Below are 12,081 nucleotides of genomic sequence, written 5' to 3' on the forward strand. Positions count from 1 at the left end.
CTATCTGCTCAATTAATTCTATTTGCTACGATTCTTAAGTAAAAACTATCTAACTTCTCTTTTAATTTGTTTTTATAGTCCGGGCTAATTGAATAATTACTCCCTTATCTTCCGGTTGTTTTATAGAAGTTAAAGTCAAATTATCAGTAAGCACATATTCATTCCGCCCCTTACTACTGTACTTAATAATCATATTTAATGGCTTATCTGTAATGCCCGCATCTATTAGAAAATTACTCAAAAGATTAAAACCAAATTCTTCATGAGTGAGTCCCTCATCCATTTTATCTGATTTATTAGAAATCTCAACACTGTATCCAAAGGGATAGTTTCCATTTAATTCCGCTGTCATATCCTCTACTACTTGTTTTTTTCCGTATTCAATTCTGATGTTTTCACAACATTAACAGCTTCATTTTTTTAATGGAGTTATATAAGCATCTATATCAAATTTATACACTTTTGAGAAATCTAACCGCTCATCCTCTATATTAGCATCCACTTCTTTTCTACTCTCATTCTCGCTATTTTCTCGTTCAACAACTTTATTTGCCTCGTTTATCTCTTTTTTGATTCCATAGCTAATTAATATAATAAAATTAAAATTTTTAGAATGAAAAATAACTATCTATAAATAAAGGTTGCTTTTAATAAATAGTTATTTCCCCTACCATACAAGAGTTCTAAACGTATTAATATACGACCTATATTGGCTTTAATAACGTTTTTATTTTCAAAAAAAGTAAGTAAAGAAATAAATTTCTTTACTTACTAAATAATACTACCAAATTAAGTTTCAACTAATAGTTAATCCTTATTCACAGCACTTAACATCAACTGATTCACCAGAATCCGAATTTGTTTGCGGGCTAATCCATAATCTTCCACTTTGATAAAATCTAAAATTTTTGAATAATGTTGCAGTTTTTTAGGCATGTTTCGTCGAATAAGCTCCGTTAATTCTTGATTTTTTTGGAGATGTAAGTGACGCAAGGTTTCGCTAACTAAAGTTAGCTTAAATTGATTGTGATTCAACGCTAAGAAGTCTCTTAAAAATTGGCGTTCTTTTTCTTGATAAATTTCACTATCTCCTTGTTGAACGAACTGAATCAATTCATTTAAACACGTATCTAGTTGAGTAATATCTACTCTAATTTCCTTTAATTCTAAATAATGAACATATTGCACAAAAATCAATTCTAAAACTTCTAAACGCTCTATATAGCCTTTTAAATCAATTTTAGACTCGACTATTTTAGCACCTTTATTAGCTTCAATTATAATCAATCCTTCTGCTTCTAAACGTAAAAAAGCACGTCTAACTGGAGTCCGACTAATTCCTAAAAGCTTGGCTATTTTCAGCTCAGTGACATGGACTTGCGGAGGCCATTCCTTAGATAGAATTCTCTCCTTAATACTTAAATAGGCGACTTGTTCTAAATTCGTTCCCCGTTGTCTATGGATTTTTCCCACCTACTTTATTTTTGATGTAAACCTTGATGCCCAATATCCATTCGATAAAAAGTTTGATCTGTATCTGCTTTTTGCAAATTATGATAGATTTTTTCTCTTGCCTCAGCCAATGAAGCCCCACTTGCGCCAACTAAATAAATCCGACCACCAGTAGACACCAATTCCTCTTCCTGCTTTTGAACTCCGGCAGTATAAACTGTAACGTCCTTAAATTTTGAAAAATCTGGCAGTGAAATTCCCGTTGCATACTCAGCTGGATAGCCTTCTGCTGCCACAACAACACCAATCTCAAAACCTTCTGTTTCCCATTCAATTGATGGCTCTTGATCCGTTAATAGCGCCGTAATAATCTCTGCCAAATCTGTTTTTAATCGCTTTAGTACGACTTGGGTTTCTGGATCACCGAAGCGAGCATTGAATTCGATTACTTTTGGTCCTGCATTTGTTGCAATTAGCCCAGCATATAAAATCCCTGTAAAGGATCGTCCTTCTTGAATCATTCCAAGTGCTGCTGGTCTCAAGACTTTTTCAATTGCTTCTTGCACCATTGTTTCTGGAATTTGTGGAACTGGAGTATAAGCCCCCATGCCACCAGTATTAGGTCCCTTATCTCCTTCATAGGCTCTTTTATGATCTTGAGAAATCACCATTGGATATACCTTATCATTTTTTACAAAAGCTAACAATGAAAATTCCTCGCCAGCTAAAAATTCTTCAACCACTACTTTACTGGAACTTGCCCCGAATTTCTCATCTAATAGCATATCTTTTAATGCTAATGTAGCATCATTCATATCTTCTGCAACCACAACCCCTTTACCCGCTGCTAAACCATCTGCTTTAATAACAATCGGAACACCTTTTTCAGTCACATAGGCTAATGCCTCATCATAATCAGTAAACGTTTTGTGGGCTGCTGTTGGAATTTGATATTTTGTCATTAATTCTTTAGCAAAATCTTTTGAACCTTCGATTAAAGCAGCCTTTTTATGAGGTCCAAAAGCTTTTAAGCCAGCTGCTTCAAAATCATCAACAATTCCATTTAATAGTGGTACTTCAGGTCCAATAAAACTCCAATCAACCTGATTTTTTTTTGCAAAGGCAATTAGTTCTGGATGATTATCTTCAGAAATGTCTACTAATTGAATACCATCAACTGTCATTCCTGCATTTCCTTTTGCACAAAAAACGGTTTCTACTAAGGGACTTTCTAATAATTTTTTACAAATTGCGTGTTCACGTCCGCCACTACCGATTACTAAAAGTTTCATTTCTTCTCGCTCCTTTGTTTGTTATCAACCCAAAGTTGAAAAAAGCGATGGCAACTTTCTACCATCGCCTTGATTTTTAATGTCTAAAATGTCTAACTTTAGTGAAAATCATCGCCACACCATATTGATTGGCCATATCAATTGAATCTTGATCTTTCATACTTCCACCTGGTTGAATAATGGCTTTAATTCCATGTTTGGCTGCATATTCCACACTATCATTCATTGGAAAAAAAGCATCGCTGGCTAAAACAGCTCCATCTAATTTACCAGCTGCTTGCTCTAACGCAATCTTAACTGAACCAACACGATTCATTTGCCCTGCACCAACGCCTAAAGTATGTTCTGCATTTGCCACAACAATGGCATTGCTTTTCACATGTTTCATAACTTTCCAAGAAAATTCCATCGCTTTTAATTCTTCCGCTGTTGGTTGACGTTCTGTAACAACTTCCCATTCTGGTGTTTCTTCTGGGCTTAGCAAGTCTTGATCTTGAATCAATAATCCACCTAAAACACTGGTTGCTTCTATTCCTTTAACTAAAGCATGTTCAAAATCTAGCGTCATTAAACGTAAATTTTTCTTTTTCGTCAATACTTCTAAAGCAGATTTTCCAAAGCTTGGTGCAATAATAATTTCTAAGAAAATACCATGTAGTTTTTCAGCAGTTGCCAAATCAACTTCACGATTTAAGACAATAATCCCACCAAATATCGAAACCGGATCTGCATTGTAAGCACGCTCAAAAGCTTCATAAACAGTTTCGCCAATCCCTACACCACAAGGGTTCATATGTTTGACAGCCACCGCTACTGGTTCAGAGAATTCACGAGCAATCCGAATAGCTGCATCAGCATCTTTAATATTATTATATGAAAGTTCCTTACCATGAATTTGTGTAGCATTCACAATTGAATAATCAACCGCTAAAGGTTCTGCATAAAAACTTGCTTCTTGATGACTATTTTCACCATAACGCAAGCTTTGTTTACGATCAAAGGTCATTGTAATTGTTTCTGGTTCTGTTTCTCCGACTAGATCCGTTAAGAAACTAGCAATCAATGCATCGTAACTTGCTGTATGACGAAAAACTTTTGCAGCTAATTTTTCCCTAGTCGCTAAAGTTGTTTTCCCCTCATTTGCCACTAACTCATCAATTACTACTTGATAATCGCTTGGATCAACGACGACCGTTACTGAAGCATAATTTTTCGCTCCACTGCGTAACATACTGGGTCCACCAATATCAATATTTTCAATCGCCTCAGCAGTGGTTACATCTGGCTTCATAATCGTTTCTTTAAATGGATACAAATTCACACAAACGAAATCAATAGGTTGAATGTGATGCTCAGCCATTGCTGATAAATGCGACTCCAAATCACGACGACCAAGTAAACCGCCATGGATTAGGGGATGCAACGTTTTAACACGACCATCCATCATTTCTGGAAAATCGGTTACCTCTTCAATACCAATCGTCACTACTCCAGCATCTTCTAGTGCTTTCTTCGTTCCACCTGTAGAAATAATCTCAACACCATGCTCAATTAAAGCTTTGGTAAATTCGACAATCCCCGTTTTATCTGAAACACTAATCAATGCTCTTGTCATCCTTCAACACTCCATTTCCATTCGTTTGTTTTACTTAATTTTTCAATCGTTTCTTGAATAACCTTTGGATAAACTTGATGTTCTACTTGATGAATACGTTCTTCTAACATTTCTAGCGTATCCTTTTCATCAATAAAAACCGACTCCTGTGCAACGATGGGTCCTGTATCAACACCATCATCTACGAAATGGACTGTGACACCTGTTTCAATAACTCCAGCCTCAAAAGCATCACGAATTCCATGTAAACCAGGAAAATCAGGTAACAAAGCTGGATGAATATTTAGAATGCGATTGCTATATACTTTTAATAAGGTTGGACCAATCAATCGCATATAGCCAGCTAACACAACTAGATCAACTTGGTTTACTTTTAATATTTGTAAAAGTTCTTGTTCATAAGCAGCCTTATTTACAAAATCTTTTGGCTCAAAACAAATAGTCGAAATTCCTAATTCTTGACTACGCTGAATTACATAGGCTTGCCTTTTGTCACAAAATAACAATACTAACTCGGCGTTGATGGTGCCCTCTTTGACGGCCTCGGCAATCGCTGCAAAGTTACTTCCATTTCCCGAAGCAAAGATCGCTAACTTCATCCTCACACCTCTTTTTTAAGAATTAACTCTTGTTTTACTTTAGGAACAACTGTTCCAATGACTGATGCCACTTCTCCAGCTTCTTCCAATTGTTTAAGGATTTCAGCTACTTGATTTGTAGGAACCGCTAAAACCATTCCAATTCCCATATTAAAAATTTCATACATTTCTTGATTTGGAATATCTCCGTATTTTTCTAATGCTTTAAAAATAGGCAAGACTTCCCAACTGCCTAATTGAATCTCAGCGGCTAATCCTTCTGGCAACATCCGTGGAATATTCTCCACAAACCCACCTCCAGTAATATGGGCAATCCCATGAATAATTTTCTTTTTAATCAAAGGCAACAATGCTTGGACATAAATTTTTGTTGGCGTTAATAGTTCAGAACCTAGGCTACGACCTGGCAGCTCTGGCAATTCAGAGTCATAATTAAATTGATTTTGTTCAAAGAAAACTTTCCGAACTAATGAATAACCATTAGAATGGATGCCACTTGATGCAATTCCAATCAGTGTATCCCCAGCCTTAATATCTCCTGCTTGAATTAAATTTTGTTTCTCTGCAACACCAACTGTAAACCCTGCTAAATCATACTCATCAGCAGTATACATCCCAGGCATTTCAGCCGTTTCTCCACCAATTAATGCAGCTCCCGCTTGAACACAACCTTCTGCTACACCTGCAACAATTTGTTCTAAACGAGCAGGGATATTTTTTCCTGTTGCAATATAATCTAAGAAATATAATGGCTCTGCTCCTTGGGCAATCACATCATTGACACACATAGCGACACAATCAATTCCAATCGTTTCATGCTGGTCCATTGCAATAGCAATCATTAATTTCGTTCCAACGCCATCTGTTCCAGAAACTAAAACCGGCTCTTTCACCCCAGTAGTCGTTAAATCGAAGCATCCACCAAAGCCACCTAATGCTCCCATCACACCTAAGCGTTCAGTTCGTTTGACGTGTTTTTTGATTCGCTCTACTGTTTCATAACCTGCTTCAACATCTACTCCAGCCTTTGAATAGGCATTTGCCATTTTATTTGTCCTCCATCTCGTAAAATTCCCCAGAGATTTACGTCTTGAAACGCAAAACTCTGTAAATTTGTCTACTTCTGTTCTTGAGTTTCTTCTAAAGATTTCAAATAATCTGCTTCATAATCATACAAATCCGTTGGAAAATCGCCGTTAAAATAAGCCATACATAAACCGCTATACGGTGCATCATAATTCAGACCAATTGATTCAATTAAACCATCTTCACTTAGATACGCTAAGCTGTCAGCACCAATCAGACTTTCAATTTCTTTGACTGAATGATTCGCTGCAATTAATTCTTCTCGTGTTTGAATGTCAATTCCATAAAAACATGGATAACGTAGAGGAGGTGAACCGATGCGGACATGAACCTCACTAGCTCCAGCCTCTCTTAACAAATCAACAATTCTGCGACTCGTTGTGCCACGAACAATTGAATCATCTACCATAACCACTTTTTTCCCTTCCACTACACCACGAACTGCTGAAAGTTTCATACGAACGCCTTGCTCTCTTAGTTCTTGTGTTGGTTGAATAAAGGTTCGAGCGACATATTGATTTTTCACTAGACCCATTTCATACGGAATCCCACTCATTTCAGCATAACCACTAGCAGCTGATAAAGAAGAATTTGGCACTCCAATAACAATATCTGCATCAACAGGAGCTTCTACTGCCAAACGACGTCCCATATTTTTGCGAGCCGTATGGACATTGACACCTGCAATATCTGAATCCGGTCTAGCAAAGTAAATATATTCCATTGAACAAATAGACATCGTTGTCTCGTTTGTATATTTTTCAATACGGTAACCTGCATCGTCAATAATCACAATTTCTCCTGGCATTACTTGGCGCACAAATTTAGCACCAACAACATCTAATGCACAAGTTTCACTAGCTAAAATATAGGCTCCATTTTGCATTTGACCAATTGAAAGGGGACGAAAACCATTGGGATCTAATGCGCCAATCATGGCATCTTCCGTTAAAAGTAAATAAGCAAATCCACCTTTAACAATATTCAAGCTCTCTTTTAACTTTTCTAAAAAGGTTTCTTCTTTACTACGACGAATCAGATGCATTAAAACTTCCGTATCAGAATTTGAGTGAAAAATCGCACCTTCACGTTCCAATTCAAAACGTAAGCTTTTAGCATTAATTAAATTTCCATTATGAGCCAAAGCTACTTCGCTATCATAGAACTTAAATAAGAACGGTTGGATGTTATTAATTCCACCACTACCAGATGTTCCGTAACGCACATGACCAATTGCTGCATTGCCTTTTAAACGCTCTAGCTCAGCTTCATCTTTAAAAACTTCAGCAATCAAACCAACATTCCGATGACCTTTTAATTTCCCTTTGTTATTTGCAACAATTCCAGCACCTTCTTGACCACGATGTTGCAAACTATGCAAACCAAAATAGCTTAATCGAGCTGCATCATGATGTCCCCAGACACCAAAAACACCACATTCTTCATTTAAACTTTTTACTTCAGTAGGCATGGAATCGCATCCTCCCATAGTTGTTTCAACTCAGAAACCGTTGCTTCAATTTTGTCATTTTCAGCTTGAATCGTTAATTTCCCATCAGCTGTTACGGTCCCAACTTGACTAGCATCTTCACCAAATAACTCACTAAATGCAGCAACATTCTCTGGTTTCACAGAAATAACATAACGTGATTGTGTTTCACTAAATAACCAATTAACTGGTAAATCAACTGAAATAGTCAATCCTAGATTCGTAGCTGTCCCACCAAATGCTGATTCAGCTAAAGCTACTGCCAATCCACCTTCTGATGTATCATGGGCACTAGCGACTAACCCACCTTGAATCGCTGCCAAAACTTTGTCTTGTCGAGCTTTCTCAACGGCTAAATCAAAGTCCATTAGCTGACCTTCAATTTTACCTATTTCTAATTTTTGTAATTCTGAACCATTAAAATCTGCTGCTGTCGTTCCAACAATAAAAATAACATCTCCATCATTTTTAAAGTCTTGCGTAGTTACATCCTTTAAATTCTGAATTAAACCAACCATCCCAATCATTGGTGTTGGATAAATCGCTTGACTATTAAATTCATTGTACATCGAAACATTTCCAGAAATAACTGGAGTATCAAGTGTTGTACAAGCTGCTGCAATTCCATCTGCTGAAGTCCATAATTCCCAGAATATTTCTGGTTTATCAGGATTTCCATAATTTAAACAATCGGTAATTGCCAATGGTTTTCCACCACTACAAACAATGTTACGTGCCGCTTCTGCGACTGCAATTTGCCCACCAATTTCTGGGTTTAAATACAAGTAACGTGCATTACAATCCGTTGTTAAAGCCAAGGCTTTCTCCGTTCCACGAATACGAACAACCGCTGCATCACTTCCTGGTCCAACAACTGTACTTGTTCGTACCATTGAATCATATTTTTCAAAGATTGAACGTTTTGAAGCAATTGTAGGTTGTTGTACTAATTTTTCTAGTGTTTCAGTTGGATTGGTAGCAGTTGGAATATAATCGGCCATCTCTGCAAATTCTTTCACTCGAGCTGGTTCTTTGTAAGGTTTATAATAAGTTGGAGCATCCTCTGCTAGTGCATCTACAGGTAAATCTGCAACTAACTTTCCTTCGTGATATAAACGGTACATACCATCATCTGTCACATGTCCAATTGTAACGGCCTCTAATTCATAGCGGTCAAACAATTCTTTGACACGTTCCTCAGAGCCTTTCTCTACACAAATCAACATCCGCTCTTGCGATTCAGAAAGCATCATTTCATAGGGAGTCATTTCCGTTTCTCGCTGTGGCACATCATCTAAATTCAAGATTAAGCCACTGCCTGCTTTAGAAGCCATTTCTGAACTTGAAGAAACCAAACCAGCTGCTCCCATATCTTGAATTCCAATTAGAATATCTTGATAATCATAAATCAATTCTAAACAAGCTTCTAATAATAATTTTTCCATGAAAGGATCTCCAACTTGAACTGCAGAACGTTGTGTTTCCTCTTCATCGCTAAATTCTTCTGATGCAAATGTTGCTCCATGAATTCCGTCGCGTCCAGTTTTCGCACCCACATACATAATTGAATTACCGACACCTTTTGCTTGTCCTTTTTGAATATCTTTATGGTCAATTAATCCAACACACATCGCATTCACTAACGGATTTCCAGCATAGCAAGGATCAAAAGCAATCTCACCACCAACCGTTGGAATCCCAATACAGTTTCCATATCCAGCAATCCCTGCAACTACTTCTTCCAGCAAATATTTTGTTCGTTGATTATCTAATTCACCAAAACGCAATGAATCTAAGATTGCAATCGGTCTAGCACCCATACTAAAGATATCACGAATAATACCCCCAACTCCTGTAGCTGCCCCTTCATAAGGCTCCACAGCTGATGGATGATTATGGCTTTCAGCTTTAAAAACAACTGCTTGATTGTCGCCAATATCAACAATCCCCGCACCTTCACCAGGTCCTTGTAAAACCTGTGGTCCACTTGTTGGAAATTTTTTCAAGACAGGTTTCGAATTTTTATACGAACAATGTTCACTCCACATCACTGAAAAAAGCCCAGTTTCCGTATAATTAGGTAAACGTTTCAAAATACAATCGGTAATCATATAATATTCTTCATCCGTTAACCCCCATTGTTGATAAATTTTACGCTCTTTAATTTCTTCTGGAGTTGGTTCATGTACTAGTTTCGTCATTAGTTTGTCACCTTTCCATAATTCTCTACAATTGATTTAAAGAAACGTAGTCCATCACTAGAACCTAGAATATTTTCTACTGCACGTTCTGGATGTGGCATCATACCAAAAACATTTCCTTCCTTATTCACAATTCCCGCAATATCAGCTAGACTCCCATTTGGGTTCTCATTTGCATAAGTAAAAACAATTTGATTGTTCGTCTTTAGCTCTTCAAGAGTAGTTTCATCACAGTAATAATTTCCTTCTCCATGAGCAATCGGAATTTGGATAACTTCGTCTTTTTCATACTCTGAAGTAAATTTAGTCTGGTTATTTACTACTTTTAGTCCTACTGTCTTACAAATAAAATGTAAGGATTCATTTCGACGTAAAGCCCCTGGCAATAAGCCTGCTTCTAATAAAATTTGAAAACCATTACACGTTCCGAATACTGGTTTTCCTTCTTTAGCAAAACGGATAACCTCAGGCATAATTGCCGAAAATCGAGCAATCGCACCACAACGCAAATAATCACCATAAGAGAAACCACCTGGTAATAACACTCCGTCAAAACCAGCTAAACTCGTTTCTTGATGGCGCACATATTCTGCTTCTTCACCTAAAATATCCGTTATAGCAGAAAGCATATCCATATCACAATTTGATCCTGGAAAAACGATCACAGCAAATCTCATCTAGACTTCCTCCTGAATTTCATAACGGTAACTTTCCATTACTACGTTGGCTAATAATTTGTCACAAACAGCTTCAATCGTTTCTTCAATTGGACGATCTACTTTTGCAACTTTAATCTCAAAATATTTTCCGATGCGAATATCTTGAATTTCTTCATATCCTAAACGATGAACAGCTCCTTTAACAGCCTCACCTTGTGGATCTAAAACCGATTCCTTATACATAACATAAACTTTTACAAGATACATTTTTAGTTGCCCCTTTATTCTTAATTTAATTTTTTTAAACGTGTTAAAACTTCCTCATATACTGGAACTAAATCGCCTAAATCTAAACGATAAATATCTTTATCTAAATGCTCATTTGTTGCTAAATCCCATAAACGACATGTATCTGGTGAAATCTCATCTGCTAAAATAATTGTGCCGTCTTGGCGTTTGCCGAATTCAAGTTTGAAGTCCACTAAACGAATTCCAATGTCTTTAAATAACTGAATCAATGCTAAATTAATCCTGTGAGCCAGTTCTTTAATTTGCTGAACTTCTGATTTTGTTGCAATTTTTAAATAAGCAATATGGTCTTCATTAATCATAGGATCATCTAATTTATCTTCTTTAAAATAAAATTCTAAGATTGGAAAATCTAGTGCTGTACCTTCTGAAATTCCTAATCGTTTAGAAAAGCTTCCTGCTGCCACATTACGAATAACAACTTCTAATGGAAACATCTTAACAGCTTCAATCAATTGATCAGTTTCAGAAATTTGTTGAATAAAATGACTGTTGATTCCAGCTTGCTTTAAATAACTAAAAATCAAACTAGTAATCTGATTATTTAATTGCCCCTTACCAGCAATAGTATCTTTTTTGACACCATTTAATGCTGTTGCTTGATTCAGATAAGTTACCCATAACTTTTCTTCCTCATTTGTTTTAAATAATTTTTTTGCCTTTCCTTCATACAAAAGCTCTTTTTTCTCCACTTAATCAAGACCTCCTAATTTTATTCCCAAATACATGAACATTAAAATATAATAAAAGGAAATCATTCATGTTTTATACTTTTATTTTAACAAGACTAAAATGCTCTGTCAACTAAATTTACGAATATTTTAACGAACTTAAATATTTAATGTTCGTGTTTTTAAAAATACAAATTATTGTTGAAGTTATTTATTTTTGATATCTAGTGCATAGTTTAGTACAATTAATGTGTAACCTATTTATAAAGGAGCTTAAATCATGACAAACAAAATGTTACACACTTGTATTCGTGTTCAAAATCTAGATAAATCAATGGCTTTTTATACAAAAGCATTAAATTTAAAAGAAACTAGGCGCAAAGATTTTCCTGAGCACCAATTTACACTTGTTTACTTAGCCTTTGAAGACGGTGGCTATGAGCTTGAATTAACTTACAATTACGATAAAGCCGAACCCTATGAGATTGGTGATGGCTATGGGCATATCGCCATTGGAGTGGATGATTTAAAAGCTAGCCATGCCGCGCACGAAGCTGAGGGGTATAATGTGACTAAATTAATGGGGTTACCGGGAACAGATCCAACTTACTACTTCATTAAAGATCCTGATGGTTACAAGACTGAAGTTATCCAAAATTAAAGATAGATAAAAAAACTAGCTCTAGTTGATTGCAATTACACAATTCA

12 protein-coding genes are annotated in these 12,081 nt (G+C 36.2%); 1 reads left to right on the forward strand and 11 read right to left on the reverse strand.

The window, feature by feature from the left end; translation table 11 throughout:
- Nucleotides 1-61: 61 nt before the first annotated feature.
- The 11 genes from BR43_RS05765 to purC form a co-directional block, all read right to left on the reverse strand.
- Nucleotides 62-352 carry a hypothetical protein gene (locus tag BR43_RS05765; RefSeq protein ID WP_034560173.1) on the reverse strand — a complete coding sequence of 97 codons (291 nt, stop codon included), beginning with the start codon at nucleotides 350-352 and terminating at the stop codon, nucleotides 62-64.
- 455 nt (nucleotides 353-807) lie between these two features.
- A complete protein-coding gene (locus BR43_RS05770; protein ID WP_245617827.1) occupies nucleotides 808-1,473 on the reverse strand; it encodes a GntR family transcriptional regulator in 666 nt (221 codons plus the stop codon).
- A gap of 5 nt (nucleotides 1,474-1,478) precedes the next feature.
- Entirely contained in the window at nucleotides 1,479-2,744 is a 1,266-nt protein-coding gene (gene purD, locus BR43_RS05775) for a phosphoribosylamine--glycine ligase (protein WP_034560175.1), read from the reverse strand.
- Nucleotides 2,745-2,820: 76 nt separating this feature from the next.
- Nucleotides 2,821-4,359 (reverse strand): bifunctional phosphoribosylaminoimidazolecarboxamide formyltransferase/IMP cyclohydrolase, encoded by a 1,539-nt coding sequence (purH, locus tag BR43_RS05780; protein ID WP_034560177.1) that lies wholly within the window; start codon nucleotides 4,357-4,359, stop codon nucleotides 2,821-2,823.
- Entirely contained in the window at nucleotides 4,356-4,958 is a 603-nt protein-coding gene (gene purN / locus BR43_RS05785) for a phosphoribosylglycinamide formyltransferase (RefSeq protein ID WP_034560179.1), read from the reverse strand. Before purN ends, purH begins: the two co-directional genes overlap by 4 nt.
- A gap of 2 nt (nucleotides 4,959-4,960) precedes the next feature.
- Nucleotides 4,961-6,004, reverse strand: coding sequence for a phosphoribosylformylglycinamidine cyclo-ligase (gene purM, locus BR43_RS05790; protein ID WP_034560181.1), 1,044 nt, complete (start codon nucleotides 6,002-6,004; stop codon nucleotides 4,961-4,963).
- Between the two features lie 71 nt (nucleotides 6,005-6,075).
- On the reverse strand, nucleotides 6,076-7,515 hold the full coding sequence (gene purF / locus BR43_RS05795; protein ID WP_034560182.1) for an amidophosphoribosyltransferase: 1,440 nt from the start codon (nucleotides 7,513-7,515) through the stop codon (nucleotides 6,076-6,078).
- Nucleotides 7,500-9,734: a phosphoribosylformylglycinamidine synthase subunit PurL gene (gene purL / locus BR43_RS05800; protein WP_034560184.1), complete on the reverse strand. Its 2,235-nt coding sequence runs from the start codon at nucleotides 9,732-9,734 to the stop codon at nucleotides 7,500-7,502. The genes purF and purL overlap by 16 nt, the downstream gene beginning before the upstream one ends.
- Nucleotides 9,734-10,411, reverse strand: a complete 678-nt coding sequence (gene purQ / locus BR43_RS05805; protein WP_034560185.1) for a phosphoribosylformylglycinamidine synthase subunit PurQ — start codon at nucleotides 10,409-10,411, stop codon at nucleotides 9,734-9,736. Before purQ ends, purL begins: the two co-directional genes overlap by 1 nt.
- Entirely contained in the window at nucleotides 10,412-10,660 is a 249-nt protein-coding gene (gene purS / locus BR43_RS05810) for a phosphoribosylformylglycinamidine synthase subunit PurS (RefSeq protein WP_034560187.1), read from the reverse strand.
- Between the two features lie 20 nt (nucleotides 10,661-10,680).
- Nucleotides 10,681-11,394, reverse strand: coding sequence for a phosphoribosylaminoimidazolesuccinocarboxamide synthase (gene purC, locus BR43_RS05815; protein WP_034560193.1), 714 nt, complete (start codon nucleotides 11,392-11,394; stop codon nucleotides 10,681-10,683).
- A 259-nt stretch (nucleotides 11,395-11,653) separates the two neighbouring features.
- Between purC and gloA the strand changes: the two genes are divergently transcribed.
- Complete coding sequence (gene gloA, locus BR43_RS05820; protein WP_034560195.1) at nucleotides 11,654-12,034, forward strand: lactoylglutathione lyase; 381 nt, start codon at nucleotides 11,654-11,656, stop codon at nucleotides 12,032-12,034.
- Nucleotides 12,035-12,081 lie beyond the last annotated feature (47 nt).

The organism is Carnobacterium gallinarum DSM 4847 (genome assembly GCF_000744375.1).
Classification (GTDB): Bacteria; Bacillota; Bacilli; order Lactobacillales; family Carnobacteriaceae; genus Carnobacterium; species Carnobacterium gallinarum.

Coding starts and splice junctions, on each gene's coding strand:
- gloA (WP_034560195.1), top strand. CDS start 11,654: ATGACAAACAAAATGTTACACACTTGTATTCGTGTTCAAAATCTAGAT.
- purM (WP_034560181.1), bottom strand. CDS start 6,004: ATGGCAAATGCCTATTCAAAGGCTGGAGTAGATGTTGAAGCAGGTTAT.
- purD (WP_034560175.1), bottom strand. CDS start 2,744: ATGAAACTTTTAGTAATCGGTAGTGGCGGACGTGAACACGCAATTTGT.
- purQ (WP_034560185.1), bottom strand. CDS start 10,411: ATGAGATTTGCTGTGATCGTTTTTCCAGGATCAAATTGTGATATGGAT.
- purF (WP_034560182.1), bottom strand. CDS start 7,515: ATGCCTACTGAAGTAAAAAGTTTAAATGAAGAATGTGGTGTTTTTGGT.
- BR43_RS05765 (WP_034560173.1), bottom strand. CDS start 352: ATGACAGCGGAATTAAATGGAAACTATCCCTTTGGATACAGTGTTGAG.
- purN (WP_034560179.1), bottom strand. CDS start 4,958: ATGAAGTTAGCGATCTTTGCTTCGGGAAATGGAAGTAACTTTGCAGCG.
- purL (WP_034560184.1), bottom strand. CDS start 9,734: ATGACGAAACTAGTACATGAACCAACTCCAGAAGAAATTAAAGAGCGT.
- purH (WP_034560177.1), bottom strand. CDS start 4,359: ATGACAAGAGCATTGATTAGTGTTTCAGATAAAACGGGGATTGTCGAA.
- purS (WP_034560187.1), bottom strand. CDS start 10,660: ATGTATCTTGTAAAAGTTTATGTTATGTATAAGGAATCGGTTTTAGAT.